We start from the raw sequence: 24,404 nt of genomic DNA, 5'->3' as shown, positions 1-24,404 counted from the left end.
CGTGAAAGTTTTCGTTCAAATCCCTTGCTTGAATGAAGAGCACACGTTGCCGCTCGTTCTGGAGTCGATTCCGAAACACATCGACGGAGTAGACGAGCTGCACATCTTGGTGATTGACGACGGCTCGACTGATCGCACCATTGAGGTGGCGAAGGAGCACGGGGTTACTCACTTTGTGCGTCATCCCGGCAACCGTGGTTTGGCCCGCTCGTTCTCCGATGGCGTCAGCTATGCGCTCGCTCAGGGTGCCGACATCGTGGTGAACACCGACGGTGACAACCAGTACCCCCAGAACCGCATCCCCGATCTCATTGCTCCCTTGATGAATGGAACCGCGGATATCGCGATTGGTGACCGTCAAACGGCAACCATCGCCCACTTCTCACCGTTCAAGCGACTTCTTCAGCGCTTTGGAAGCCGTGTAGTCAACATGGCTGCGGGAACCGATGTTCCGGATGCCGCGAGCGGATTCCGCGCTTACTCGCGTGAGTCGCTCCTTCGCCTCAACGTCGTCACCGAGTTCAGCTACTGCATGGAAACGATCATCCAGGCCGGCCACAAGCGCATGCGGCTCGCAAGCGTTCCGGTTGAGACGAACGCCAAGACACGCGAATCGCGTTTGTTCTCGTCGATGTGGCAGCACGTGGGCGAATCTGCGCGAGCCATTATTCGCAGCTACCTCATGTTCCGGCCTTTGGCGTTCTTCCTGCCGCTGGGCACCGGGCTCACCGTTGCGTCGCTCATCCCCTTCGTGCGCTATCTGATTCTCTGGTTGTCTGGCACGGCTGGCGACCACATCCAGTCGCTCATTTTGGGAGCGGCGCTCCTCGTTGGTGGACTATTGGCCTTCGCGCTTGGCTTGCTTGCCGACCTGATGCGAATCAACCGCATCCTGCTCGAGGACTCTATGGAGCGCACGAAACGAATTGAATTTGGCCCGGGCTATACCCAAGCCAAACTGAAGCGAGAGGCTGGAAAGTGACCGCTCCCCACGTCACCATCATTGGGTCCGCACTAGCGGGCAACAAGGGCGCTTCGGCAATGCTGGAGAGCGCGATCCAGACTCTGGAACCGCGGCTGCCCGGAGTTACCTTCACTCTCTTGAGCATGTATCCCGAAGAGGATCGCGCTCAAAACACCTACACGAACCTTGAGATTGTTGCCGCGAAGCCGGCGCAGCTGGGCGTCGCGATCAACTCGCTCGCACTGCTCTACCGCATCCTTCCCCCGCTCCGCCCGGTGATTCGCAAGAACTCCAAAGCAATCGGTGCCTTGGTTCGCTCGCAGGTGCTGCTCGATCAGGGCGGCATCACGTTCACAGACGGCCGCGAGAAGTTCTTGCTCTACAACGTGGCGTCGATCCTTCCGGCGATGTTCGTGAAGACGCCGGTGTTCAAATGTGCCCAAGCAATTGGGCCATTCAAGAACCCCATCAACCGTCGGGCTGCTCGCTTCTTCTTGCCCAGGGTCAACACGATCGTGACGCGTGGTGCAAAGACGCATGAGTTCGCCGAGGGCCTTGGCCTGAAGAACCTGTACGCCGGTGCGGACTACGCATTCTCCCTTCAACTTGATGGCACCGAAGCCGCCGCCGTGGCGAAGAAATTCGACATGAGCTTCTTCGAGTCAGGCACCGTAGTGGGCGTATCGCCCAGCGTGGTGTTGCAAAAGAAGGTGGATGCTCGCGACGGTGACTACATCGGTCAGACCGCATCCTTCATCAGTCATCTTCTCGAGTCAGGCCGCAAGGTTGCGCTGCTGCCGCACAGCGCGCGCGACGATGCGTCTAAGACGCATAACAACGACCTGCCCCTGTGCCGCGAGATCTTTGAACGAGTGGGCGCGAACCCTAACCTTCTGTTTGTGGATGACGAGCTTCCGTCGCAACAACTTCGCTACATCATCGGCGAATGTGACCTTTTCGTAGCCAGCCGTTTTCACGCCATGGTGTCGGCACTCGCGATGACTGTTCCCACCCTCGTGATTGGGTGGAGCCACAAGTATCAAGAGGTCTTGGAAATGTTCGGCGCTGAAGAGTGGGCGATGCCGCACAGCGAGGCTGAGCTGGCGTCGCTTATTGTTCGGTTCGAGCAGCTTGCTGACTCGCGCGAAACTGTCGCAGCGTCGTTGAAGGAACACCTTCCCGCTGTCGTCGAGCGTTCGCTGTCGCAGGCTGACTTGATTGCGTCGATTGTGACCGCACGAACCAAATAGCTAGTCCGCTCGGTCAGACCTAGTGGTGGTGCACGTGTTCTTCGTCGATGTTGCTTTCTGGCTCGATCTGGAATGTTGAGTGTTCGATGCTGAGCTCGAAGTGTTCGGCGACGCATTTTTGTAGCGCTGGCAGCATCTCGGCGGCGTGACCGTCGCGGAAGCACGCATCGCCAACAATGACGTGCGCCGTGAGCACGGGCAGGTCGGAGGAAATGCGTGTGATGTGCAGGTCGTGCACTGCAGTGACGTGCTCCATGGCCAAGATGTGGGCACGCACTGCTTCGGGGTCGATGCCCTTGGGCGTGGATTCCAGCAGCACGCCGAGGCTCGCTTTGAGCAGGATGATGGTGCGCGGCACGATCAGGAGAGCGATCAGGATGCCGACCACGGCATCCGCCTGATACCAACCGAAGAGGGCGATCACGATTGCGCTGATGATGACGCCGACAGAGCCGAGCGCGTCGTTCACGACTTCGAGGAACGCTGCCTTCATGTTGAGGTTGGAGTTGCGTCCACCGGTCAGCACGATCATGGCGATGAGGTTGGCGACGAGGCCAATGATTCCGAAAACCAGCAAGCCGGTCGGCTGAATCTCGGGTGGGTCAAAGAGGCGTCGCACGCCTTCAACGAGAGCGTAGATTCCGACGGCGAAGAGCAGGCTCGATTGCGCCATAGCGCTCAGCACTTCAGTGCGCTTTAGCCCCCAGGAGTGCTTGCTAGTGGCTGGACGTTGCATAAGGCCAGCAGCGAGCAATGCCATGAGGAGGCCGGCAGAGTCGGTGAGCATGTGGGCGGTGTCGACGAGCAGCGCGAGGCTGCCCGTGATGATTGCCCCAATCGCTTGGGCTATGACAACGCCGACGGTAATGATGAAGGCGATCAGTAGCCGAGTGCGGTTGGAGGTGCCCGCGGCGTGGTCGTGCCCGGCGCCCATCAGTGCACTCCGCTGGCGTGTGCGCTGGTAACTGCAGGTTCGGGCGCGTGGTGGCTGTGGCGCAGGGTGTCGTCTACGGCGTGCTCCGCTTGGAACACGGCGACGCGGATGAGTTCGAGTGCGTGATCGTTACTGAGCCGGTAGTAGACGCGGGCACCTTCGTGGCGCGTGGTGACGACTCGGCTCATGCGCAGTTTTGCGAGGTGTTGAGACACGGTGGCTTGCGGCTTGGAGACGCGTTCCGCGATCTCCCCGACGGCCAGTTCTCCTTCGCGGAGGGCGAGGACGATGCGAAAGCGGGTGGCATCGGCGAGCAGGGAGAAGATTTCGACAGCGACTGAAACGTAATCATCGCTGGGGTCTGACCAGTCCGAAATGTCTGCGCTCATACGAATATAATCACATGCGCAAGTTCTAATATCAATAGCGGGGCGGGGAACACAGCCACCACACAGCTGCGCAGCCGAGCGATCGGCTTAGTCGCGGCGTTCGGCGTTGGTGAGCAGGAACTGCCGGTTGTGGCGCGCTTGTGCTTCATCGAGTGTGGAGCAGGTGCCGAGCGGCTTGGCGCGGTGATCGGTAATGAAGAACTCACCCGCCGAACTCCGCTCGATCATTCCAGCGAATTCTCCGGCGGCATTGCCGACCCAGAGACCAGCTTGAATGGGGGTCCACACGACGGTGGGGCGTGCTCGGTCTGTTGAACTTTCGGTCGGCCGGGGCGCGGCTATCGTCATAGTTTTTTACTCCTTCGAGTTCACACTATTGAAGACCTCAGACACTGCAGGGTTGCATCCCGCTGCTGTGCGGGTGGTGCTCACTAAGATTCAACTCCTTGCGAGCGAATCTGTCGAGGCCTCATTCGAGCAATTGTGTTGTTCGTAACATTCGCTGCTCAAGCGGGTGTCGGCTGCTCTTCTGCGCGCGCATCATCCAGCATCTTGCGGCGCCCGATGAGGAACCAGCAGAGGGGGCCAGCGATCGTAATGGCGAGCGAGATTGCAACCCACGCGGCGAGCTCGATGCCCCGCAGTGTGGAGCGATTGCGATAGATCGACACGAGTGCGAGCACGGACACCACGGCCGAGGCGAGCCCCAGCACGACGAAGAATCCGATGTAGGCGAACCAAAAGATCATCATGAAGACGACCGCGAACGCTGCCGACCCGTCGGGCCCACCGTTGCTCACTGCTGCAAAAATACTCATGTTTCAAGAGTACCGGGCTGGAGCGACGCACCATAGCCCTCAAAGGGGCGTCGCGTCATTGCGTTCGACGCAATAAAGCTGCACACAACCGACCACGAGGGGGAGCCGCTATCCGGCACCACTCGCCGCGAGATATCATCGACTAAGAGTGGCTCGGAGCAGTGCTGATCGTTGCCGAACACTCGACTGATTCGCTTTCTGCGGTGGCGATTCGGTCTAGTAGCGCTCGAGGCCCAGGGCCCGAGGCGCATCCGATTGGCATTCCCTATTTCTCGTTTCAGAAAGCTGCCATGACTCCGACCGATTCCATCCTGCGTGGCTACCTGAGTGACAATGCTGCCGGCGCCTCACCGCAGATTCTGGATGCCGTTGTCGCGGCATCCGCTGGCCCCGCTGCGCCCTATGGCAACGATGCGCTCACGGCTCAGATGCGCGCGAAGATGGCGGCAGCGTTCGAGTGCGACCTTGATGTGTTTGCGGTCGGCACCGGATCAGCGGCCAACGGAATCGGCCTTGCTTCGCTCACGCGGCCGTGGGGCAGCATCCTCACGCACGCCGACAGCCACATTCAGAACGATGAGGCCGGTGCGCCCGAGTTCTTTACCGATGGCTCCAAGATTGTGTTGCTCGGAGGCGAGCACTCCAAGATTGACCCCGACGAGTTGCGGGTCGCGGTGAAAGCTGGTCGCGGCGACGTGCACAGTGTTCAGGCATCCGTGCTCAGCATTACGCAGGTCACGGAGACGGGCAGCGTGTACACGATCGACGAATTGCGCGTGTTGACGGATATTGCACGTGAGGCTGGCCTTCGCGTCCACATGGACGGTGCTCGCTTTGCCAACGCGCTCGTCGCCCTCGATGTGAGCCCCGCCGAGATGACCTGGAAGCTTGGCGTCGACATGCTCTCGTTTGGAGCGACCAAGAATGGCGCGCTGACGGCGGATGCCATCGTCTGCTTTGACCCGACGCTGGCGACTGAACTGTCGTTCCGTCACAAGCGCGGCGGCCAACTCACCTCCAAGATGCGGTTCCAGGCCGCCCAACTCGACGCCTACCTCACCGATGATCTGTGGCTCGACAACGCGCGCCAAGCCAATGCGATGGCTGCGCGCCTTCGCGCGGGAATCGCGGATGTCGCGGGCGTGACGGTCACGAGTGAACCCGGCAGCAACATCCTCTTCGCTGTCTTCTCCGACGAGTTGACCGAAGCTCTCCACGATCGCGGTTTCGGTTTCTACGCCAACCGTTGGGAGCCCGGTGTCGTGCGCATCGTGGTGTCCTTCGCGCACCAAGCTGCTGACATCGACGCGTTCGTCGCCGCCATCCGCGAGCTCGCGTAGCGCGCACGGCTAGCCCGCACCCGCAACGCGCGCACCTAGCGCGCCAACACTTTAAACGGAACTGGCCCGACGCACACTCGCCGTGATGGCGAAGTGTTCGTCGGGCCAGTCCCTTGAGCGAGCCAGCGCGGCTTAGTCCGTGCCGGGGCGATCAGTTCGTTCAGTCGAACCTTCGGATGCCTCACCGGCTGCATCACCGGCTGTGTCGCTGTCCGTCGCTGCGTCGGCAGCGGGGGTCTCGGCGCCGGCCTCGGTGACCGTCACTCCGGCGGGCGGAGCCATGCCGATCGTGGTGCGCAGCACTGAGCCACGCGCTACGGCAATCGCGATCACTGAGGTGGCAGTGACCAGCGCGGCGATCATGAAGATGGAACCGAACGCATCCGCATAGGCATGGTGGAATGCCGTCTGGATGACGTCGGGCAGACCAGTGATGTCGAGGCTGGTTTCGCCGGAGCCGTTCGAGAGCGCGTTGGGGTCAACGCCGATCTCGGCCAGGTCGTCGACGATGTTGGTGCTCACGTGGCTGGTGAGCACCGCACCCAAGACGGTGACGCCAACGGCGCCGCCGAGCGAGCGGAAGAACGCGATTGCAGCCGAGGCAGATCCGACATCCTTCACGTCGACGGTGTTCTGAACCGCAAGCACGACGTTCTGCACGAGTGCGCCGATACCGACGCCCATCAGCACCATGTAGATCACGACAGTCCAGTAGGCGGTGTCGTGGGTGATCGTGCCGAGGCCCGTGAGGCCGGCGAGCAGCAAGACGCTGCCGACGAGCATGACGGGCTTCCAGCGACCGATGCGGCTGACGATGAGCCCACCGATGGTTGCCGAGAGCAGTTGCGAAATGATCATCGGGATCGTCATCAGGCCGGCCTGCGTGGGGGTAGCTCCTGTGCCGAGCTGGAAGTACTGAGTCAAGAAGATGCCCGAGCCGAACATCCCGACACCGATGCCGACGCTGGCGACGATCATCCAGATGGTGGTCGAGTTGCCGAGTAGGCGCAACGGAATCATCGGGGTGGGCGCGCGCAGTTCAACAACAACAGCAAAGAAGCCGACGATGAGGAACGCGGCGAGGAAGACGCCCGACTGCCAGGAGATCCAGTCGTAGTCGTTGCCGGCGAAGGTGACCCAGAGCATCGGGAGGGCTGCGGTAATGGAGACGAGCACGGCTCCGAGGTAGTCAAGCTGAGTCTTGGCGTGCGGGTTGGTGGGCAGGTGAAGCTTCATCTGCAGAACGATGAGAGCGATGATGGCCAACGGAAGGCTGACGAAGAAGCACCAGCGCCATCCGAGCGAGTCAGTGATGATGCCGCCTAAGAGTGGCCCGGAGACCGTGGCGACGGCCATGACGGCACCCATGTAGCCGGCGTAGCGTCCACGTTCGCGCGGCGCAATGATCGATCCCATGATCGACTGCACGAGCGCAGTGAGGCCACCCATCGCGATGCCTTGGAGTGCGCGAGCGATCATCAGCACGCCGATAGAGCCAGCGAAGCCGGCGGCGATCGAGCCGACGAGGAAGAAGACGATGGACAGCTGAGTCAGCATCTTCTTGTTGTACAGGTCAGACAGCTTTCCCCAGATCGGGGTCGTGATCGTCATGGCCAGCAGGCTTGAGGTGATGACCCAGGTGTATTGGCGCTGGGTTCCGTCGAGTTCGGCGATGATGGTCGGCAGCGCGGTCGACACGATCGTGGTGGAAATCATGGCGGTGAAGAGAGCGGCGAGAAGGCCGGTCATCACCTGCAGAATTTCGCGGTGGGTGTAGGTCACTGGCGCGCCGGGCTGGTCTGGCGATTGCGCCGCGGCGCGTGCGGGGGCTGTCATTCGTTGTTCTCGTCTTCGTCGTGAGTGGTGAGTGTGTCGGTCGGTTTAGCAGGGTCGGGCATGGCGCTGGCGTCAGCGTCGGCCGGAGTTTCGGAGGGCTCAAGCACGTCAGCCAAACGCTCGTTGAGCACGCCGAGCAGGCTGATGGCCCGCTCGGCTTCTTGGGGAGACCAGTCGTCGAGAGCAGTAGCGAAATTGCGGATGATGTGGCTGTTGCCTTCGGCTACCGCCGTGCGCCCCTGCTCGGTGATGGAGATGAGGATCGCGCGTGCATCGCTCGGGTCAGGGCGGCGTTCGACGAGCTCTTCTGCTTCGAGCGCCTCGACAGCGCGGGAAGCGACGGGGGCTGAGACAACGAGCTGCGTGGCGAGTTCACCGAGTCGAGCATCAGAGTCGATCAGGCACCGCAAGAATCCGTACTTCGTGCCGGCGAGACTGCGTTCGCGACTGCGTTGGCCGGCCTTGCGGAAGGTGCGGCTGATCGTGACCATGCCGGTAAGTAGCCGTGCGGCATCCGTCTCGTCAATCATGTCTCGTCTCCTTAAGCACTTAGCGAGACTAATCATATTGCTTACCTTAAGCAACTAAATCTTTGATGGAGTTTTCTGGCGTCGATCTGACCGTGCTCTGTGCTCGCGCACGGCAGGCGCAGGGGGAGTAGCGTCGGGGCATGAATACCACTGCAGCCGCTGAGGTGATGGCTGAATTGGCGGCGCTCGAGGATCCCAAGGTTCGCGCCGTTAACGAACGGCATGGCGATGACCACGGGGTGAATCTGAGCAAGCTGCGAGCGATTGCGAAGCGGCTCACGACGCAGCATCCACTCGCCATCGAATTGTGGGAAACGGATGACACCCCCGCGCAACTCTTGGCGCTGCTCATCTGTCGGCCCACAGAGTTCACTGCCGCCGAATTGGATGCCATGGTGCGCCAGGCGAGGGCATCGAAGGTGCGCGACTGGTTGATCAACTATGTCGTCAAGAAGAGCCCCCACTTCGAAGAGTTGCGGGCGGCGTGGACGGATGACCCGGATGCCGGAGTGCGTAGCGCCGGCTGGGCACTGACCGCCGAGCGAGTGCGCAAGAAGGCTGACGGGCTCGATCTCCCCAGCCTGCTCGTCGTCGTCGATGCCGAGATGAAGGATGCGCCGGATCGACTTCAGTGGGAGATGAACAACACCCTCGCCTACATCGGAATTGAGCATGCCGACCTGCGCGAGCGAGCGCTCGAGATTGGCGAACGGCTCGAGGTGCTGAAGGACTACCCCACCCCGCGGGGGTGCACCTCGCCCTATGCTCCGCTGTGGATTGCGGAGATGGTGCGCCGCCAAGAGAAGCGGTAGCGTCGAAGCATGAGTGAGTCGGCGAAGACGAACACGAGTGCGGCTGCGAGTGCCGGTGCTGGGGCGGCCTCCAGCAGCACGGCCATGCCGGCGGAGGTGGCGGCAACTTTCAGCGACTATCCGGAACCGATACGCGCCGAACTGCTCACGCTTCGCGAGCTGATCCTGGCCACGGCATCCGAGACTGACGGTGTTGGCACGATCACCGAAACCCTCAAGTGGGGCGAGCCCGCGTACCTCACGAAGGAGACGCGCAGCGGCAGCACGATTCGCATCGCACCGACGAACGCGAAGTCAGAACACGACTATGCGATGTTCTTTATCTGCAGCACCAACCTCGTCAGCGACTTTCGGGCCCAGTTCGGCGAAACCTTCGCGTATGAGGGCGACCGCGCGGTGCTCTTCAACGTTGGCGACAGCATCCCGGTCGATGAGTTGCGTGAGTGCGTGCGGCAGGCGCTGACCTATCATCTCGGTTCAGAAGCTCGGCGCTGAGAAGCGCAGCCCGTCTTCGTTATCGGCTATCGCCCAGCTAGCGAGAGTGCGCCGTCGATTACGATCAGTGGGACGTAAAGCAGGGAGGGTGACCGTGACGCAGCAGGCGACGAACGTTGTTCAATCGCTTCGTGCTGCCCTTCTGGTGATCGCGGCGCTGCTGGCGATAGTGGCGCTTGTCGCCATGCACTCGGTCGCAGCGGATGCGGCTCCGGCCATGACCGGCCACACTATCGCCCAATCCGCCGCAGCATCGCACGACTCGGAACCCTCGAGCGTCGAGCATTGCCCCTGCCCCAGCGACTCCGATTCGTCGATGTCAATGGCGGAGTGCACGCCGGTCGCTGCGTTGACCGGTGTCGTTGCGCTTGCATCGTTCCGGGCGCAGTGGGCGGTTGCTGCTCCGTTGCTGTCCCCGAACGCTCACAACGCTGGCCCCGTCACGGGCGCCATCACACCTTCGCTTCACGCGCTTTCTATCAACCGCACCTAATCGGCGGGATGTCGGCTTAGCCGAGATCTTTACGGCTCCTTTCGGGGCGCCGCCGATTTGAGTACGCATGAGAAGGAACACAGTGAAGAACAGAATCAAGAAGAATGCCATCCCCCTCGCAGCCAGCGCATCCATTGTCGCGATTGCCTTGGCCGGGTGCGCTTCTCCAGCGCCGATCGCCGGTGCCGACACTGCGCCGTCAGCGCTAAACGTTTTCGAGCACGTGCATGGCTTAGGAATCGACTCGAACGACAACGTACTTGTCGCGAGCCATTCGGGTATTTACCGCGTGGATGCTGCCGGCGAGTTGAGCGGCCCTCTTGGCGGAGAGCCGTTTGATGCGATGGGCTTCGCGGCGGCGGGCGATCAGTATTTCGTTTCCGGGCATCCGAGTTCTAGCTCCAGCACCTTTGAGGGGCCGAACCTAGGGCTGCTCTCGAGTGCGGATGCGGGGGAGTCATGGGCGAGCGTCTCGCTAGCCGGGGCCACAGATTTCCACTCGCTCACTGTCAACCAGAATGACCCCAGCCAGCTGTACGGATTGTCATCTGACGGTGCGCCGCTGTCGGCGAGCACAGATGGCGGGGTGACCTGGAGCGCCGGTGCGAGCATTGAAGCCTATTCACTCGTCGCTGACCCGAGCAGCGCTGAGAGACTATATGCCACTACGCCCGACGGTCTGGCGGTGAGCGAGAATTCCGGGCAGTCGTTCGTTCTGACTGCGGATGCACCGCTGCTGTATTTGCTTGCGGCCGCAGCAAATGCACCCGGAATGCTCGTGGGAGTGGATGTTGAGGGCGCCGTCTGGGTGCGTTCGTCTGAGACGGAGGGGTGGTCTGCCCGAGGCTCGGTGCAGGGGACCGCGTTCGCGCTCACCGTCGGGGCCGAGGGCGACCGCATCGCTCTGATCGATGAGCGCGGTCTTGTCGAGTCGTTCGACGGTGGAAACACCTGGACGGTTCTTACGGCCGGATAGCCCAGGATTCCGCGGTCGCCGAGCTCATGCTTGGCGACCGCGAGTACGACTCTTCTGCCACCCGCCACCCGTGCCACCCGCCACCCGACACGGCGCCGCGCTTCGACCTTTTCTAGGCGAAGTCAGTAGCAACCGCGTTGCGGTGGTATTCGAAGATCATGCTCGTATTGGTCGAGGCAACGCTGTGGCGGGCCGACAGATGGTCGACTACGAATAGCCGCACCTTGGACGAGTTCTCGACTGCGATGTGCACGAGAAAGTCATCCCCACCGCCCACGAAGAAGAGTTGAATCACTTCGGGCAGCCGACGGATTTCTTCGGTGAATGCCTGGATGCTCTCTTGGCGCGCGCCCGGGCGCAGGGAGACTCCGATGATGGCTTGAAGGCCTCGGCCGAGCTTCTCGTGGTTGAGCGCAGCGTGGAATCCCGTGATGAGGCCGCGGTCGAAGAGCGACTTGATGCGAGTGTGGGCAGTGGATGCTGCGATACCCACGGTGCTGGCGACAGCCGCGTTGCTGATCCGGGCATCCCGCGAGAGAAGCGCGAGGATCTTCGTGTCGATCAGATCAAGCTCGTCGGCCATGCGAAGATCCTTCGGTTGAAATGTCGCTGAGGTGCCATTTTCGCACGAATTCACATCACTTTTGAAAATACGCCGATCAAAATTCTGACTTTTCCACAAAAGGCAGAATTTCTGACAGGGTTGAGCAACTCCACCCCGCTGCGAAAGGTAAGTCGATGCGCATTTCCGTGCCTGCTGAAATCAAGAACAACGAGAATCGTGTCGCCATCACGCCTGCGGGCGTTGATACCTTGGCGGCTGGCGGGCACACCGTCATCATTCAAGCTGGCGCTGGCCTCGGTAGTGGCTTCACCGATGAGCTGTACGCGGCAGCAGGCGCACAGATTGTTGTTGACGCAGCCGAGGTGTGGGCATCCGCCGACCTCGTTGTGAAGGTCAAAGAGCCGATCGCTTCGGAGTACGGCTACTTTCGCACAGACCTCGTTCTCTTCACCTACTTGCACCTCGCGGCGGACCGCGCGCTGACCGAGGCCCTCGTCGCTTCGGGAACCACCGCGATCGCTTACGAGACTGTTCAGGGCGACGACCGTTCGCTTCCGCTTCTTGCCCCGATGAGCGAGGTCGCTGGTCGACTCTCGATCGTTGCTGGTGCCCACGCTCTGCTCAAGGCTGAGGGTGGCAGTGGTCAACTGCTCGGCGGAGTTGCCGGAACCCCTAAGGCCAAGGTTGTTGTTATCGGTGGCGGTGTTGCTGGTGAGCACGCCGCAGCTAACGCTCTCGGTTTGGGCGCAGCCGTCACGATCATTGACATTTCGCTGCCGCGCCTTCGGGTTCTCGAAGAGCGCTTCAACGGCCAGATTCAGACCCGTGTTTCGACGCGCTACGAAATTGCCGAACAGCTTCTCGAAGCCGACCTCGTTATCGGCTCGGTGCTGATCCCCGGCGCTGCAGCTCCCAAGCTCGTCACTGACGAAATGGTGGCGTCGATGAAGCCCGGTTCGGTGCTCGTCGACATCGCGATCGACCAGGGTGGATGCTTCGAAGGCTCCCACGCCACGACCTATGACGACCCCACCTTCACGGTTCACAACTCGCTCTACTACTGCGTTGCCAACATGCCCGGCGCTGTTCCGCGCACCTCGACTCGCGCGCTCAGCAATGCCACGCTGCCGTTCGTTGTCGCCATCGCGAACCTGGGCTGGGATGCCGCCGCTGCCGCATCCCCGGCGCTTGCTCGCGGCTTGAACGTAGCTGGTGGCGAAATCGTCAACGCTGGCGTTCGCGCCGCAATGGCGGTTCGCTAGTCTCGGATCGCTAGCTGCGGACTCACGCGCACCCATCCGGCTTCGAGAGGTATGTTGAAGCCGGTTGGGAATAGGTGAGCTCCGCCGCTGCGGCCTCCGCCGCCGTACGACACCATTGCGCCGTTCTCAGCGAAGCGTGAGGGCGGCACGCACCCTGCTGAGAGGAACCAGTCATCGCCATCTCCGCCCCCGGTGGGAGGGGTTGCGATGACGACGCACACAAAATCCTTGGTGTTGCGTGCGGAATAAATGAGATCTTGGTCGACTTCTTCGGTGTCTTCGCTGACAAGCGTGAGGTCGGAATATTCGTTCGTGAAGTCCTCGCGCACCCACTCCGGGAATTCGGCCGGCGACCCACTGGCGGGCGCAAACTCAGGGTTAGCGGAGGCGGTGCAGCCCGCGAGAACCAGTACGGCACTAGCGGCAAGGAGGATAAGGGCTAGTTTCCGCATGCTCTCAGCGTTGCACTGCGGGCATCCATTCGCAAGGATGCTTCAGCTTTGGTGACCGGCTCTAAGCGGCTACTTCGCTTTGGCGTGCGTGAAAATCATGCGCCTGCGCGGTGAGCCAGCCGAAGAGTAGTTCGCGGTCGTGCTCGCTCGACTTGTCGTCTTCGGGATGCCACTGCACGGCAATCAGGGGAGAGGTCGGGTCGGTGCCTTCCACCGCTTCAACCAAGCCGTCAGCAGCGCGACCGGTGGCGGTGAGCCCGGCACCCACGACATCCACCGCTTGGTGATGCCCGGAGCGGATTGTCATCGTGCCGACGCCATACAGCTCGGAGAGTTGCGAAGCGGGATCGAGGGTCACGTCGTGATCGACCATCGCGTCGACTCCGCCGCCGCTATGAACAACGGCGCTCGGTTCGAGGTGTTGGATGAGCGTTCCACCGCGCGCAACGTTCACGATGTGCATCCCGCGGCAGATCGCGAGGATGGGCAAGCGACGTTCGGTGGCCTGGTTCACGAGCTCGATATCGACGCGGTCGGTCGTGCGGTCGATGTTGTAGAGCTTCGGATGCCGCTCCGTCGCCCCATACTCGTCGGGGTCAACATCGCCACCGCCGAGCAGTACGACGCCGTCCGCCTGGCTGAGCGCGGCATCCACGTCAGCCTCGGTAAAGCCGTCAACGCTGATGACGCGAGCACCGGTGGCTTCGATCGCCGATTTCATGGATGCTTCGAGCCCATGAATCAGCGCCGTCAGCTCAGGCTTTTCGTGAGCGCCACCCGCCGACGCCTTCGACAAAACGATGGTGGGAACGTGCTCAGGGGTGGTGGTCATGGGCGGAATCCTCTTGCCAGCGTTCGGTCGCTGAGACCGCTGGGTTCAGCCTAAACGAGGCGGGGTTGTCTGGGCTTCAGGGCGCTGCCGGCGATAATGACCGACGGCAATATCGCCGTCGTGCAGGGTGACGGCAATAAGGCGGTTAGGTCCGAGCGCCCCCAAACTGGGTGTACCAACTTATTGATACAGACGGCATCCTGTATCAATACAGTGACACAGGGGGAGCAATGACGTTAGACAACGGAATAGTAGTGATCGTCGCGGTGCTGGCGATAGCGATGGTCATGGTGTTCGTGCGGTTGGCGAAGGCGCCGAATCCACTTCAGGATGCCGCAGTTAGCAGTGTGCCTCGCGCGACCCATCAATCGCGCTCGATCACCGTTGCTAGTCTTCGGGCGCGTCGCTGGTGGAGCTTCGCACAACCTCGCACTATTGCCGCAATGGCGGTGCTCGCGGTGGCCACACTCGTCGTGCACACGGCGGTGGTGCTCGTCGCATTTCTTGATCAAGGCGCTCTCGGCGGCGATCGAGCGACCCTGCAATTTAGTGGAGTGATTGCTGCGCTTGTTCTTGTTGTCGCAGCCTCCAGCTTCTTCACGCTTCGCAAATTCGCGCACCGTGCGGCTCCGCCAACGCCAGAACAGCTGGTGCTCGACGTCGCGGTTCGCAGTGTTGCCGCGCGCATCGTGACGTCTCTTACGAGCGCTCTGTTCTTCGCGCTTCTCGCCAACGCCGTTGCGATGCTCGGCAATCATGTTTCGGTCTACCTCGCGGTGAGGGCCGGCCAAACATCGTCGGGAACTGTTGCGCTTGCCGTAGATGCGACCTCGCAGATGCTCACTGCCGTTTTGGTGATCGGGGCGATCGTTGAACTCATCGTCAGCATCGTGCTCGCGACCTCTCTGATTGGTCACAAGATCCGCGGTCGCCGTGCCCTTGCCGAGCAGCCGACAGCATGATCACCGTCAATCAGTCGCTGGCTATTCCCGTCTTCGAGCAAATCCGCGGCCAACTTGCCCATGCCATCCGTGCGGGCGAACTGGATGCCGGGGCCAGGCTCCCTTCAATTCGCCAGCTTGCTGGCGACCTGCGCGTGGCACCGGGAACCGTCGCTCGCGCCTTCACTGAGTTGGAGGCAGCCGGGCTCATCCGCTGCGACCGCCGCGGTGCTCGAGTGGAGGAAACGGTTGTCGCGAGTGACGATCTGCGCGCGGCGGCGGTAGCGTTCATCCACAGCGCGCGCGGCGCTTCTATTCCGCTGGAGGATGCTCTCAGTATGGTTCGTTCAGACTGGGATTCGTTGGCGTACGGAGACTAGGTGGCGCACTGGGTGCGCGCTGCGACGAGCCTGTCTGCGCAACCCCGTCGATCCGTAGCAACTCACTCAGTTGCTACGGATGCAGCACGATCTTGCCAACGTGCGCCCGCCGAGCGAGCTCTTCTTGCGCTTCGGCCGCCTGCTCAAGCGGGAACGTCGCGGCAACGAAAGGCACGATGTCTGAGCGCCGCGCCATTCCCATGAGCAGTTCGAAATGCTCGGGGGTGTGCATGGTGGAGCCGATGAGTTGCCGGTTGTGCAGGTAGAGGTCGCGCACGTCGAAGCTGACCGTGTGGCCTCCGAGTGCTCCGGCCACGACCCAGCGGCCGGCCTTGCGCAGCAGGGGGAGTCCGTCGTGAACGAGGTCTCCGGCGACGACATCGAGGGCGACATCAATGCCGTTGGGGGCGGCTGCGTGCACCTGCTCGACGATGTCGTTCGCGCGGTCGACAACAACGTGAGCACCCGCATCCAGCACCGCCTGAATCTTGGAGCCACTGCTAATGGCGATCACGCGGGCGCCACGAGCGCGTGCGAGCTGCACGAGGGCAATTCCGACACCGCCGGATGCTCCGGAGACCAGCACGGTTTCGCCCGACTGCAATCGGCCGCGTTCGATCATGCCGAGGGCAGTACCGTAGGAAATGGGGAGGGCGGCAAGCTGATCGTCGCTGAGCTTCGACTCCCTCACATCGTGGATGCGGTTCAGCGGTGCCGTCACATATTCGGCGTAACCGCCGTCACGTTCGCTGCCCATGAGCCCCGTGATGTTGGCATCCGGCTCGTCGGCATCGTAGACAGCGGGGTCGATCACGACCCGCGAGCCGAGCACGCTCTCGTTGACGCCTTCGCCGACTGCGGCGACATAGCCAGCAACGTCAGCGCCCTGGATGAGCGGAAAGTCGAGCGGCCCACGCCATCCGGCGCGAGGACCGGGCTTGCCGTATTCGCCTTCGCGAGTCCACAGATCCGTGTTGTTCAGGGCGGCGGCGCTCACCTTCACGAGAACTTCTCCGGCTCCGGGCGTTGGTGTCGCTACCTCGGTCAGGTGCAGCACCTCGGGGCCGCCGTGCTGGGTGAGTTGTACGGCGCGCATGGTGGTGGGAACGTCCATGGAAGTCTCCTCGTGGGTATACTGATCGGTGAACTTGATCCACAGTACACCGATCGGTAAAGGGGTGTCGAGTGTCGGAAACGAAACCGATGTCAGCCGCAGGCCAGCGCATTCTGGCGGCCGCCGGCGACCTCTTCTATGGTCGCGGCATCACTGCGGTCGGCGTCGATCTCATCGCTGAGCACTCGGGCGTGACCAAGCGCACCCTCTACAACCAGTTCGGCTCCAAAGATCAGCTCGTTGTCGCGTACCTCGAGGAGCGCGAACAGCGCTGGCAGTTGCTGGTTCGCGAAACAATCGCCGCTGCCACCGCACCGGTCGAGGCAGTGCTCGCCCCACTCGAAGCCCTCCGCACCTGGAACCCGTCCAACCCGCGCGGCTGCGCCTTCATCAACGCGCTCGCCGAACTGCCCGACCCTGCGCATCCCGCGCACCTCATCGCCACGCAGCAAAAGCAGTGGCTGCTAACCCTGTTTGCCGAGCTAGCTACGGCCGCCGGATGCGCGGCTCCCGCCGCGCTTGCCACTCAACTTTTGGTGCTGCACGAGGGCGCTCTCGTCACCCAGCAGCTCCCGCTCGACACCCTCTCGGTGAGTATCGAGTTGGCACGCACGCTCGTTCGCGCCGCTGCACCAGCGCACTCCTAGTAGCGGCACCTCGATAGACTTGCCTGAGAAAACTTCAGTCTGATGGGGGCGTCATGCCAGTGGAACCGGTAACGGCACAATCAGCGGCGGAACCAAGCGCGGCACAGCCGATTGCCGTAATCGCCGGGGCCAGCGGCTTCGTCGGGCCAGCCATCGCCGACGCCTTTCGCGACGACGGCTACGACGTGCGGTTTATCGGCCGCAGTTCCGCGGTCACGTGGAATGACCCCGCCGCTATCGCCCGTCTCATCGATGGCTCAGCGATTGTCGTAAACCTCGCCGGAAAATCCGTGAACTGCCGCTACACCGTCAAGAACCGCAACGAGATTCTGCGCTCGCGGGTGGACACAACTCGGGCATTGCGCGAGGCGATCGCTGCGGCATCCTCCCCGCCCGCCATCTGGATGAACGCGTCAACCGCGACGATCTACCGCCACTCGACCGACCGCCCGAACAGCGACGACAATGGCGAACTCGGCAAGGGCTTCTCGGTGGATGTTGCCCGCAATTGGGAGAACGAATTCTTCGAGGGCGAGCTGCCGCACACGCGCCGCGTTGCCCTCCGCATGGCGATCGTGCTCGGCGATGGCCCCGCCACCAACCTGCTGCTGCGACTCGCGCGGATCGGACTCGGCGGCCCGCAAATCGATGGCTGGTGGTTCGGCCACAACCGGTACCGCGGCATCGGCCCGGCCCCCACAGGCAGTGGTCGCGCCGAAGGCCACAAGACGGGCGGTCGGCAGAAGTTCAGCTGGATTCACCTCGACGATGTCGTCAACGCGATCCGCTTTCTGCGTGACACCGAAACAATTTCCGGGCCGGTCAACCTCGCGAGCCCTAACCCCTCCGACAACCGCACGCTCATGGGTATCCTGCGCCGCGCGGTTGGGGCCCCGTTCGGTTTGCCCGCCTGGCGATGGATGCTCGAGCCGGCCATGTGGGTTCTCAGAACCGAACCCGAACTCATCCTGAAGAGCCGCTGGGTTGTGCCCGGCACGCTCACTGAGGCGGGCTTCACGTTCGAGCATCCCGACCTCGCGGGTGCCATTGATGTGGTTTCGGCTCGATAAAAGGTTCTGCAATCGACCTGGCTGCGGGCGCAGGCAAGTCATCTGGCGGGGAGCGCTACGTTCTTGGGCGGAGCACTACCACGGCGGTCTCGGTAGAGCGAAGCTTCGAATACTCATCGAGGCCATCGTGTAGCTCACGCCACCGTTCCCAGAGCGCCGCACGTTCGTTTCCTTCCGCTGCAGCAGCGGTCACACAATGCCGGCCGGTCACCAATTCGACCGTCGCCTCAGGATGCGCGAGCAGGTTGAGCCACCAGGCGGGTTCGCCCTCGCCCCATCCGTTCATCGCCATGGTGACGAGGTTGGGGCCGTCTTCGTAGTAGCCCAAAATGACGCTGCGCTCCTGGCCAGTGCGGCGGCCGACTGTAGTGACACGCATCGCTCCCCACTTGTCGGGCTCCGCCAGCCACAACCCGCGCCTACTTCTGGTGAGCTTAACAATGGCGCGATGAACACGCCAAGCGGCGCGAACGAACCATCTCGGCGGGAGTTTTCGGGGCTTCGCAGACTTGCTCATGAGTGTGCTCCTTCACTGGGGCTATCCTCGATACATCGGCATCCCGAGTGGGGTCAGTGCCAGCGCGAAACCGGGTTAGTGAAGTCCTCGGGCGATGAGAGTACTGATTCCCGACAGGTTAGTACTAAACCTCTCGTCGTGCTACGGCAGCGCTTATTGCGCGATAGACGCAACTCCTCGCCTCACTCGGCGTGGACAGGCTAAAGGCGAAGCGCGAGGGTATCGAGCAGTTCGACCCATCGTGCGTGCGGCTCTGAGCCCTGAGCGGCTGCGTCGGCAGGAGCAAGAGCATCCGCGTCAGAGAGAACGCGAAGGTCGAGTCCGGTGAGTTCAGCAATATCAACGATGGGCACTTGGAAGGTGCGGAATGGTCCCAACGGCGGGGGAGCACCGTTAGCGAGGGCTTGAGCGCGCGCCTCGTCGAGGTCAATATCGGCGAGCTGAGGGCGTTGGTCAAGCACGAACCCTGCAGCCCGGAGTACGGCAGCGCCATCCACGCTGGTCGCCCACGCGGCGATCTTCCAAAACAGTTGCGGGATGCCCACACCCCGGTACACCGGATCGTCGTCGCCGAGCACGGGCGCCGTAAACACGCTGATGCGGTTTCGGTTCGTGCGCGCGTACTCCAATACGTGATCTTCGAGACCGAGCCACAACTCTTTTGACTGGTTGAATCCCGCAGCTTGGGGCGCAGCATTCGTGAACGCAAACGTGTCGTAATTCGCTTGGCTTGCAGTCGCCCCGTCACCCCACACGGGGTCACGCCGCCGCACAAGGTGCCCGCGGTCGAGATCGTTGCGGGCGTACACCGCTTCGCCGGTCTGTTCCTGCTCCGGGATGCGCGAATCCAGATGCCAGTCATTGCCGCGACCCACATCAACGAGCTGATCGCCATCGATGTTCACCCCGGTCGCGCTGGCGAGACCCCGCAGCGGATCCAGATTTACCGAGAAATGCGTATACGGCAACTTACGAATCGGGGCTCCTGAGGCCGGGGAGGGCAACGGCACAGGAACACCCAAGAAATCAGCGTCGTACCCGTCGGAACTGAGCGATGCGGCATCCATGGAGGTAGTGAAGCAGCCGCGCCTGACATTGGGCCGGACAATTCAGGATGCGCGCACCACCCAGCGCACACCCGCACACCACGGCTCCCCTCGCGGCCGCGCCTCCGCGAGAGTGGGAGACAATGGGGCAGTGCCACTCGTGCACAGAAGAGGTGAGGACCTATGCCGAGCGTTGCACAGCCCCGAATCGGATTTGTGGGCGCAGGCCTCCACTCCTCACTCAACCTCTATCCCGCGTTTGCCGCGACGGGTGTTCCTCTGGTTGGCGTTGCGGAGCGCAATCCTGCCCGCGTCGCTGAGGCCGAAGCCCGCGGCATCCATCCCATCTTCTCGAATCACCTCGCGCTGATCGAAGCCACAAACCTCGATGGCATTGTGGTGTCGCTTGCGCCGCACCTGCAGGCTGACGTCGTTGCCGACTGCGTTCGCGCAGGAGTCGCTGTGTTCGTCGAGAAGCCACTCGGGTCAACCGAGGCCGAAGCCCGAAAAATTTCCGAAATTGCAGCGGATGCCGGTGTGCCCGTGATGCTCGGATTCATGAAGCGTTTCGCCCCGGCCTACACCCAGCTGAAAACCCTCATTGGTGAAGACACCGAGCAGGGCCCGGTCATCTCCTACGCCTGCGAGTTCGGCTTCGCCGCGTGGAAGCCCGACTTCACCCCTGTCGAGTTCATCACCCAGGCGGTCATCCATCTCATCGATCTCGTGCGCGACGTATTCGGCGAGGTGGTTGACGTGTCGGCGATGCAGAACAGCGTCGGCGACGGACTCGCGATTATCGTGCAGGTCCGCCACGAGAACGGTGTCGTCGGATCGTTGAACTTCGTTTCAGCGAAAGCGTGGTCGCGCGAGACCGAAGAGCTCAGTGTGACGTGCGCCAACGGGGTTGTGCGGGTCTCCGACCTGAGCCGCATCCAGGTGCTTACGGGCGAAGTTGCCGGCACTGTTGCCGGGCCGGGCGAAACCCTCTCTGAGCGGTCCGTCACGTTCGACGTCTCGAACTCTCCCGGATCCGGGAGTCTCAAAGATCTCTATCTGCGTGGCTACATCGGCGAGATGCAGCACTTCGTCGGAGTGCTGCAGGGCACCGAAGAACTCAGCCCGTCGGCAGCGGATAACGTGCGCACGATGGCGATCTGCGACACGATTCTTGCCGCTATCTCCAACTGAGTCGTTAGTCGTTGAGAACGACCGCGCGCACCGGTGCACCGTCGGCATCGATCGGTAGCGGGAAGAAACCGACGCGCACGCGCTCGGGCAGTCCCTCAAGGCCGGTGATGTTTTCCACGATGAGGCCGTCGCCGCCCAGCACAATCTCGTGCACCGGAAAATCAGTGGAGCCTTCGCCCGTGGGGTCGGGGCTGAGGGTGTCGACGGCGAGCAATCGCATGCCACGGCTCCAGAGTTCCGCTGCGGCATCCGGAGCAATCGCGGGATGATTCAACGCCTCGTCTGAATCGAAGTGGTGAGCCCATCCGGTGTTGATGATGACGATGGCGGGCACGGCGGCGGGAATCTCACCCAGCGCTGCCGTGATCTCGGCGAGGCCATAGCTTGCGTGAGCGCTCTGCTCAGCGAGGTGCACGACAAGCGCGTCGCCGACGAGTTCTTCAAGGCTGATTGCCGCTGTCGTGCGGCCGCCGGCGACGGTGTGCGACGGGGCATCGAGATGGGTGCCGGTGTGTGATCCCAGGTGGAGCAGGCTGACGTCAACGCCATCCTGCTCCACGCTGAGTGCGCTATCGACTGAGACCGCAGGGTCACCGGGGTAAACCTGCATTCCACTGGTGATGGGGTGGCTCAGTTCGCGCATGGGGTACCTGATTCCTGGTGAGGCTAGTGCGAGTTAGGCGACGGGGCGAGCGGCGGCATCCACGTCGGCATCCGCAGTGTCAGCGAGGTGCTGGCTGCGAACGGCTTCGTGACGCTTTCGCTCAGGAAGCATGACTGCAAGATAGAGCACGAAGGTGAGAACGAACGCCGGGATGGTGGCGCCGATCGGCAGCGGCCAGACGTAGGCCCACACGTATGACATGGTGGCGCCGATGACCCAGATGGCGACAGCGAACCAGTTGACGCCCGCCTTGTACCAGTAACGACCACCGCGAGCTTCAAGAATGTCCTTCGTGTAAGCACCGCGTTTCACGATGTAGTAGTCGACGATCATGATCGCGAACACCGGCACGAAGAAGGCACCGATGACGACAAGGAAGTCGGTGAACTGGTTGAGCAACTGCAACCAAGTCGAGCCGATGATCGAGATACCACCGAGGATGAGCGCGGTGGGCAAGAACTTCAGCCGGCTGCCGACCTTGGCGTTGACGACCGAGGTCACCATTCCGTAGACGACCATTGTGTTCGTGGCCATCACCGAGAGGAAGATGATGATGGCGAGCGGTGCACCGAAGGCGGCGACGATCGTGGTGGGGTCGAACGCGGCAGCTTCGTCGCCCTTGAGGATCACGTAGACGAAGGCGGTAAGGCCGAGCGTCATCGCGGTCACGGTTGAGACGGTGTAGCCGATGCCCGAGCCGATCACGCCGGCCTTGGTGGTGCGGGCGAAACGGTTGAAGTCAGCTGACAGCACCGTCCACGAGACGGCGGTCGCGATCACGATGTCGAGCACGATGATCGGGGTGAAGCCGAGACTCTCGTCGGGGGCAACAGCCTGGAAGTCGCCGAGGTCAAATGCGGTGAACGCGGTGATGAAGACCCACGCGATGATGCCGAGGATGAGAACGGCAAGCCACGGCTCAATCTTGGAGATACCTTCGTGGCCCAGGATCGCGAGAATTACGACGATGCTCTGGCAGAGAACGGAGAACAGAATGGGGTTGGAGTACCCCGTAGCGCTTTCGACCAAGAAGTTGACGGTGACGCCCGCGAGCATCGCCTGCACCCAGCTCCAGCCCATGAGCACGATCACGTTGGCCGCGACGGGCAGAAGGCTGCCGCGCGTGCCGAATGATGCGCGTGTGATGGCCATGGTCGGTAGTCCCGTGCGGGTGCCAATGGCTCCGATGGCGGTGAGCACGATGGCTCCGCCGAGGGTTCCCAGAACGATCATGAGAAACGCGGTCGCGAAGTCAACGCCGGGAACGAACAGTGTTCCCGTGAGCAGAGTCGTGACAACGAGGTTGGCTGCGAGCCAAATCATTCCAATGCGCAGCAGTGAGTAGGTTCCTTTGACGGGCTTGCCGCCATCCGATTGGTCCTGGGTGTGTTTGCTTAAGCGGGTGTAGAGCGACATTGCGTGTGTCTCCTCAGTAGGGTGCGGTTGGGTCCGTTTACTTATGGGGCAGGGTCGGGCAGGGGTGAGAGGTGTTCGTGCACGGCTAGCAATTGGTCGTTGTCGAGGCGGAACACGATGGTTTCGCGCTCGCGGTAGGAGTCCTCGCCGTCGCCGGTGTCGACGCGAGTGAAAACGGTGTGGCTGAACACAGCGCCGCCGGGGAACGACTGCACTGAGGCATCCGACGATTCGCAGTCGAGTACTTTCCAGCCGCCCTCAACCCAACCGGCCCAGAGGCGTTCGTATTCAGCGCGGTCGTTCAGGCGGGCGGGTTCGGTATGAAAGATGAAGGTCGCTTCGGGCGCGAAGCCGCGAAAGTACTGGTCGCCGTCGGTGGCCCTAAAAGCGTCAACGATGGCGGATGCTGCGCTGAGCACGTCATCCTGATGCGGGGTTGTCGTGCTCATGGTGCGCTCCTCTAGCTCGCGGGCGTTGCGGTCGGGGTCTGGTTATCGCGGGGAGCCATCGCACTGAGCAGCTCGTAGGCGACGTGGCTCGCGGCCACGGCCGTGAGCTGCGCGTGGTCGTAGGCAGGGGCGACTTCGACGACGTCGGCGCCAACGATGTTCTTGTCAGCGAGGGCGCGAAGAATGCGCAGCAGTTCACGGCTCGTGAGTCCGCCAGCTTCGGGGGTTCCGGTGCCCGGTGCGTGGGCGGGGTCGAGCACGTCGATGTCGATAGAGATGTAGAGCGGCTTGTCGCCGATGCGGTCGCGGATGCGCTCGATCGCGACGGCTACTCCGTCGTCTTCGATGTCTTCGCTTGTGACGACTGCGAAGCCCAGGCGGCTGTCGTCGGTGAGGTCTTCGGCGCTGTAGAGCGGGCCGCGGGTGCCGACGTGCATGCTCGCGGTGAGGTCGATAAGACCCTCTTCGGATGCCCGGCGAAACGGGGTGCCGTGAGTAACCGGCGCACCGAAGTAGGTGTCCCACGTGTCGAGGTGAGCGTCGAAGTGGAGCACGGCGACGGGGCCGTGCTTCTTGGTGACGGCACGGAGAAGGGGGAGTGCGATCGTGTGGTCGCCGCCGATAGTGAGGATGCGGTCGGCGCGAGTTGCGAGGTCGAGGGCGGCCGCTTCGATTTCGAGGATGGCGTCGTCGATGCTGAAGGGGTTTGCGGCAATGTCGCCGGCGTCTGACACTTGCTGAACGGCGAAGGGCGAGACGTCTTGCGCGGGGTTGTACGGGCGCAGGAGTCGTGATGCTTCGCGCACGTGAGCCGGACCGAAGCGGGCACCGGGGCGGTAGCTCACTCCGCTATCGAAGGGGATTCCGACGATCGCGATGTCGGTGTGCTCGACATCTTCGATGCGCGGCAGACGAGCGAATGTGGCGATACCGGCAAAGCGAGGGACAATACTTGCATCGACCGGGCCAACAATAGGTTTCGTCATAGTAAACTTTCGATAATCAGCAGTAAACGTGAACT

Annotated in this window: 29 protein-coding genes; 13 read left to right on the top strand and 16 right to left on the bottom strand. The window is 62.3% G+C overall.

The features are described 5' to 3' along the window. The first annotated feature begins 28 nt into the window (after positions 1 to 28). On the top strand, positions 29 to 982 hold the full coding sequence (locus I6E81_RS12265; protein ID WP_231604164.1) for a glycosyltransferase family 2 protein: 954 nt from the start codon (positions 29 to 31) through the stop codon (positions 980 to 982). After that, entirely contained in the window at positions 979 to 2,214 is a 1,236-nt protein-coding gene (locus tag I6E81_RS12260; protein WP_307783955.1) for a polysaccharide pyruvyl transferase family protein, read from the top strand. The genes I6E81_RS12265 and I6E81_RS12260 overlap by 4 nt, the downstream gene beginning before the upstream one ends. 19 nt (positions 2,215 to 2,233) lie before the next feature. On the opposite strand, the gene I6E81_RS12255 is transcribed toward I6E81_RS12260, so the two are convergent. From I6E81_RS12255 to I6E81_RS12240, 4 genes are all read right to left on the bottom strand, one after another. Continuing rightward, a complete protein-coding gene (locus I6E81_RS12255; protein ID WP_197108148.1) occupies positions 2,234 to 3,148 on the bottom strand; it encodes a cation diffusion facilitator family transporter in 915 nt (304 codons plus the stop codon). After that, positions 3,148 to 3,537, bottom strand: a complete 390-nt coding sequence (locus tag I6E81_RS12250) for a metalloregulator ArsR/SmtB family transcription factor (protein WP_197108146.1) — start codon at positions 3,535 to 3,537, stop codon at positions 3,148 to 3,150. Before I6E81_RS12250 ends, I6E81_RS12255 begins: the two co-directional genes overlap by 1 nt. A gap of 87 nt (positions 3,538 to 3,624) precedes the next feature. Further along, entirely contained in the window at positions 3,625 to 3,885 is a 261-nt protein-coding gene (locus I6E81_RS12245; protein WP_197108144.1) for a hypothetical protein, read from the bottom strand. Positions 3,886 to 4,043: 158 nt separating this feature from the next. Next, positions 4,044 to 4,355: a PLDc N-terminal domain-containing protein gene (locus I6E81_RS12240; RefSeq protein WP_197108143.1), complete on the bottom strand. Its 312-nt coding sequence runs from the start codon at positions 4,353 to 4,355 to the stop codon at positions 4,044 to 4,046. Between the two features lie 290 nt (positions 4,356 to 4,645). Here I6E81_RS12240 and I6E81_RS12235 point away from each other — a divergent pair, with 290 nt between their 5' ends. Continuing rightward, entirely contained in the window at positions 4,646 to 5,695 is a 1,050-nt protein-coding gene (locus I6E81_RS12235; protein WP_231604161.1) for a low specificity L-threonine aldolase, read from the top strand. 132 nt (positions 5,696 to 5,827) lie between these two features. Here I6E81_RS12235 and I6E81_RS12230 read toward each other — a convergent pair whose 3' ends face one another. Next, entirely contained in the window at positions 5,828 to 7,531 is a 1,704-nt protein-coding gene (locus I6E81_RS12230; RefSeq protein WP_197108139.1) for an MDR family MFS transporter, read from the bottom strand. Beyond that, entirely contained in the window at positions 7,528 to 8,061 is a 534-nt protein-coding gene (locus I6E81_RS12225; protein ID WP_197108137.1) for a MarR family winged helix-turn-helix transcriptional regulator, read from the bottom strand. Before I6E81_RS12225 ends, I6E81_RS12230 begins: the two co-directional genes overlap by 4 nt. A gap of 140 nt (positions 8,062 to 8,201) precedes the next feature. Between I6E81_RS12225 and I6E81_RS12220 the strand changes: the two genes are divergently transcribed. The 4 genes from I6E81_RS12220 to I6E81_RS12205 all read left to right on the top strand — a co-directional run bounded on the left by I6E81_RS12220 (position 8,202) and on the right by I6E81_RS12205 (position 10,837). Further along, the gene (locus I6E81_RS12220) at positions 8,202 to 8,873 is read left to right on the top strand and encodes a DNA alkylation repair protein (RefSeq protein WP_197108135.1); all 672 of its coding nucleotides are present in this window, start codon (positions 8,202 to 8,204) and stop codon (positions 8,871 to 8,873) included. 9 nt (positions 8,874 to 8,882) lie between these two features. Further along, positions 8,883 to 9,368, top strand: a complete 486-nt coding sequence (locus I6E81_RS12215) for a DUF1801 domain-containing protein (RefSeq protein WP_197108133.1) — start codon at positions 8,883 to 8,885, stop codon at positions 9,366 to 9,368. A gap of 88 nt (positions 9,369 to 9,456) precedes the next feature. Next, positions 9,457 to 9,861 (top strand): DUF6153 family protein, encoded by a 405-nt coding sequence (locus I6E81_RS12210; RefSeq protein ID WP_307784156.1) that lies wholly within the window; start codon positions 9,457 to 9,459, stop codon positions 9,859 to 9,861. An 82-nt stretch (positions 9,862 to 9,943) separates the two neighbouring features. Continuing rightward, a complete protein-coding gene (locus I6E81_RS12205) occupies positions 9,944 to 10,837 on the top strand; it encodes a F510_1955 family glycosylhydrolase (protein ID WP_307784154.1) in 894 nt (297 codons plus the stop codon). Between the two features lie 112 nt (positions 10,838 to 10,949). On the opposite strand, the gene I6E81_RS12200 is transcribed toward I6E81_RS12205, so the two are convergent. After that, positions 10,950 to 11,420, bottom strand: a complete 471-nt coding sequence (locus tag I6E81_RS12200) for an Lrp/AsnC family transcriptional regulator (protein WP_197108129.1) — start codon at positions 11,418 to 11,420, stop codon at positions 10,950 to 10,952. Positions 11,421 to 11,575: 155 nt separating this feature from the next. Between I6E81_RS12200 and ald the strand changes: the two genes are divergently transcribed. Further along, the gene (gene ald, locus I6E81_RS12195) at positions 11,576 to 12,664 is read left to right on the top strand and encodes an alanine dehydrogenase (protein WP_197108127.1); all 1,089 of its coding nucleotides are present in this window, start codon (positions 11,576 to 11,578) and stop codon (positions 12,662 to 12,664) included. Here the strand turns inward: ald and I6E81_RS12190 are convergent. Next, positions 12,661 to 13,116: a hypothetical protein gene (locus I6E81_RS12190; RefSeq protein ID WP_197108125.1), complete on the bottom strand. Its 456-nt coding sequence runs from the start codon at positions 13,114 to 13,116 to the stop codon at positions 12,661 to 12,663. The genes ald and I6E81_RS12190 overlap by 4 nt on opposite strands. Positions 13,117 to 13,177: 61 nt before the next feature. Continuing rightward, positions 13,178 to 13,948 carry a gamma-glutamyl-gamma-aminobutyrate hydrolase family protein gene (locus I6E81_RS12185; RefSeq protein WP_197108123.1) on the bottom strand — a complete coding sequence of 257 codons (771 nt, stop codon included), beginning with the start codon at positions 13,946 to 13,948 and terminating at the stop codon, positions 13,178 to 13,180. Between the two features lie 230 nt (positions 13,949 to 14,178). Here I6E81_RS12185 and I6E81_RS12180 point away from each other — a divergent pair, with 230 nt between their 5' ends. Both I6E81_RS12180 and I6E81_RS12175 read left to right on the top strand, forming a co-directional pair. Beyond that, complete coding sequence (locus tag I6E81_RS12180) at positions 14,179 to 14,910, top strand: hypothetical protein (RefSeq protein WP_197108121.1); 732 nt, start codon at positions 14,179 to 14,181, stop codon at positions 14,908 to 14,910. Next, positions 14,907 to 15,269 (top strand): GntR family transcriptional regulator, encoded by a 363-nt coding sequence (locus I6E81_RS12175; protein WP_197108119.1) that lies wholly within the window; start codon positions 14,907 to 14,909, stop codon positions 15,267 to 15,269. Before I6E81_RS12180 ends, I6E81_RS12175 begins: the two co-directional genes overlap by 4 nt. 73 nt (positions 15,270 to 15,342) lie before the next feature. On the opposite strand, the gene I6E81_RS12170 is transcribed toward I6E81_RS12175, so the two are convergent. Next, positions 15,343 to 16,383: a zinc-binding dehydrogenase gene (locus I6E81_RS12170; protein ID WP_197108118.1), complete on the bottom strand. Its 1,041-nt coding sequence runs from the start codon at positions 16,381 to 16,383 to the stop codon at positions 15,343 to 15,345. A gap of 71 nt (positions 16,384 to 16,454) precedes the next feature. Between I6E81_RS12170 and I6E81_RS12165 the strand changes: the two genes are divergently transcribed. Continuing rightward, positions 16,455 to 17,030 carry a TetR/AcrR family transcriptional regulator gene (locus tag I6E81_RS12165; protein WP_197108116.1) on the top strand — a complete coding sequence of 192 codons (576 nt, stop codon included), beginning with the start codon at positions 16,455 to 16,457 and terminating at the stop codon, positions 17,028 to 17,030. Positions 17,031 to 17,083: 53 nt separating this feature from the next. Further along, positions 17,084 to 18,100 (top strand): epimerase, encoded by a 1,017-nt coding sequence (locus I6E81_RS12160; protein ID WP_197108114.1) that lies wholly within the window; start codon positions 17,084 to 17,086, stop codon positions 18,098 to 18,100. Positions 18,101 to 18,155: 55 nt separating this feature from the next. Here the strand turns inward: I6E81_RS12160 and I6E81_RS12155 are convergent, their stop codons facing one another. Together I6E81_RS12155 and I6E81_RS12150 are read right to left on the bottom strand one after the other, a co-directional pair. After that, positions 18,156 to 18,479: a nitroreductase family deazaflavin-dependent oxidoreductase gene (locus I6E81_RS12155; RefSeq protein ID WP_231604159.1), complete on the bottom strand. Its 324-nt coding sequence runs from the start codon at positions 18,477 to 18,479 to the stop codon at positions 18,156 to 18,158. 338 nt (positions 18,480 to 18,817) lie between these two features. Continuing rightward, entirely contained in the window at positions 18,818 to 19,684 is an 867-nt protein-coding gene (locus tag I6E81_RS12150; protein WP_197108104.1) for a DNA/RNA non-specific endonuclease, read from the bottom strand. A 162-nt stretch (positions 19,685 to 19,846) separates the two neighbouring features. Here I6E81_RS12150 and I6E81_RS12145 point away from each other — a divergent pair, with 162 nt between their 5' ends. Continuing rightward, positions 19,847 to 20,854, top strand: a complete 1,008-nt coding sequence (locus I6E81_RS12145) for a Gfo/Idh/MocA family protein (RefSeq protein WP_197108102.1) — start codon at positions 19,847 to 19,849, stop codon at positions 20,852 to 20,854. Positions 20,855 to 20,858: 4 nt separating this feature from the next. Here I6E81_RS12145 and I6E81_RS12140 read toward each other — a convergent pair whose 3' ends face one another. Genes I6E81_RS12140 through speB form a run of 4 tightly spaced genes read right to left on the bottom strand, consistent with a single transcriptional unit; the run spans position 20,859 to position 24,369 of the window. After that, complete coding sequence (locus I6E81_RS12140) at positions 20,859 to 21,497, bottom strand: cyclase family protein (protein WP_197108100.1); 639 nt, start codon at positions 21,495 to 21,497, stop codon at positions 20,859 to 20,861. A 33-nt stretch (positions 21,498 to 21,530) separates the two neighbouring features. Further along, positions 21,531 to 22,934 carry a cytosine permease gene (locus tag I6E81_RS12135; protein ID WP_197108098.1) on the bottom strand — a complete coding sequence of 468 codons (1,404 nt, stop codon included), beginning with the start codon at positions 22,932 to 22,934 and terminating at the stop codon, positions 21,531 to 21,533. A gap of 41 nt (positions 22,935 to 22,975) precedes the next feature. Then, complete coding sequence (locus I6E81_RS12130) at positions 22,976 to 23,383, bottom strand: nuclear transport factor 2 family protein (protein ID WP_197108096.1); 408 nt, start codon at positions 23,381 to 23,383, stop codon at positions 22,976 to 22,978. Between the two features lie 11 nt (positions 23,384 to 23,394). Further along, entirely contained in the window at positions 23,395 to 24,369 is a 975-nt protein-coding gene (gene speB, locus I6E81_RS12125; RefSeq protein ID WP_197108094.1) for an agmatinase, read from the bottom strand. Positions 24,370 to 24,404: the final 35 nt, after the last annotated feature.

This window comes from Salinibacterium sp. NG22, from assembly GCF_015864925.1.
In the GTDB taxonomy this organism is placed as follows: Bacteria; Actinomycetota; Actinomycetes; order Actinomycetales; family Microbacteriaceae; genus Rhodoglobus.
This window is presented reverse-complemented; position numbering and strand designations above follow the sequence as displayed.

What these genes read in the sequence shown, in the direction of transcription:
- I6E81_RS12255 (WP_197108148.1), bottom strand. Translation starts at nt 3,148, where the DNA reads ATGGGCGCCGGGCACGACCACGCCGCGGGCACCTCCAACCGCACTCGG.
- I6E81_RS12250 (WP_197108146.1), bottom strand. Translation starts at nt 3,537, where the DNA reads ATGAGCGCAGACATTTCGGACTGGTCAGACCCCAGCGATGATTACGTT.
- I6E81_RS12245 (WP_197108144.1), bottom strand. Translation starts at nt 3,885, where the DNA reads ATGACGATAGCCGCGCCCCGGCCGACCGAAAGTTCAACAGACCGAGCA.
- I6E81_RS12240 (WP_197108143.1), bottom strand. Translation starts at nt 4,355, where the DNA reads ATGAGTATTTTTGCAGCAGTGAGCAACGGTGGGCCCGACGGGTCGGCA.
- I6E81_RS12235 (WP_231604161.1), top strand. Translation starts at nt 4,646, where the DNA reads ATGACTCCGACCGATTCCATCCTGCGTGGCTACCTGAGTGACAATGCT.
- I6E81_RS12230 (WP_197108139.1), bottom strand. Translation starts at nt 7,531, where the DNA reads ATGACAGCCCCCGCACGCGCCGCGGCGCAATCGCCAGACCAGCCCGGC.
- I6E81_RS12225 (WP_197108137.1), bottom strand. Translation starts at nt 8,061, where the DNA reads ATGATTGACGAGACGGATGCCGCACGGCTACTTACCGGCATGGTCACG.
- I6E81_RS12220 (WP_197108135.1), top strand. Translation starts at nt 8,202, where the DNA reads ATGAATACCACTGCAGCCGCTGAGGTGATGGCTGAATTGGCGGCGCTC.
- I6E81_RS12215 (WP_197108133.1), top strand. Translation starts at nt 8,883, where the DNA reads ATGAGTGAGTCGGCGAAGACGAACACGAGTGCGGCTGCGAGTGCCGGT.
- I6E81_RS12200 (WP_197108129.1), bottom strand. Translation starts at nt 11,420, where the DNA reads ATGGCCGACGAGCTTGATCTGATCGACACGAAGATCCTCGCGCTTCTC.
- ald (WP_197108127.1), top strand. Translation starts at nt 11,576, where the DNA reads ATGCGCATTTCCGTGCCTGCTGAAATCAAGAACAACGAGAATCGTGTC.
- I6E81_RS12190 (WP_197108125.1), bottom strand. Translation starts at nt 13,116, where the DNA reads ATGCGGAAACTAGCCCTTATCCTCCTTGCCGCTAGTGCCGTACTGGTT.
- I6E81_RS12185 (WP_197108123.1), bottom strand. Translation starts at nt 13,948, where the DNA reads ATGACCACCACCCCTGAGCACGTTCCCACCATCGTTTTGTCGAAGGCG.
- I6E81_RS12180 (WP_197108121.1), top strand. Translation starts at nt 14,179, where the DNA reads ATGACGTTAGACAACGGAATAGTAGTGATCGTCGCGGTGCTGGCGATA.
- I6E81_RS12175 (WP_197108119.1), top strand. Translation starts at nt 14,907, where the DNA reads ATGATCACCGTCAATCAGTCGCTGGCTATTCCCGTCTTCGAGCAAATC.
- I6E81_RS12170 (WP_197108118.1), bottom strand. Translation starts at nt 16,383, where the DNA reads ATGGACGTTCCCACCACCATGCGCGCCGTACAACTCACCCAGCACGGC.
- I6E81_RS12160 (WP_197108114.1), top strand. Translation starts at nt 17,084, where the DNA reads ATGCCAGTGGAACCGGTAACGGCACAATCAGCGGCGGAACCAAGCGCG.
- I6E81_RS12155 (WP_231604159.1), bottom strand. Translation starts at nt 18,479, where the DNA reads ATGCGTGTCACTACAGTCGGCCGCCGCACTGGCCAGGAGCGCAGCGTC.
- I6E81_RS12150 (WP_197108104.1), bottom strand. Translation starts at nt 19,684, where the DNA reads ATGGATGCCGCATCGCTCAGTTCCGACGGGTACGACGCTGATTTCTTG.
- I6E81_RS12145 (WP_197108102.1), top strand. Translation starts at nt 19,847, where the DNA reads ATGCCGAGCGTTGCACAGCCCCGAATCGGATTTGTGGGCGCAGGCCTC.
- I6E81_RS12140 (WP_197108100.1), bottom strand. Translation starts at nt 21,497, where the DNA reads ATGCGCGAACTGAGCCACCCCATCACCAGTGGAATGCAGGTTTACCCC.
- I6E81_RS12135 (WP_197108098.1), bottom strand. Translation starts at nt 22,934, where the DNA reads ATGTCGCTCTACACCCGCTTAAGCAAACACACCCAGGACCAATCGGAT.
- I6E81_RS12130 (WP_197108096.1), bottom strand. Translation starts at nt 23,383, where the DNA reads ATGAGCACGACAACCCCGCATCAGGATGACGTGCTCAGCGCAGCATCC.
- speB (WP_197108094.1), bottom strand. Translation starts at nt 24,369, where the DNA reads ATGACGAAACCTATTGTTGGCCCGGTCGATGCAAGTATTGTCCCTCGC.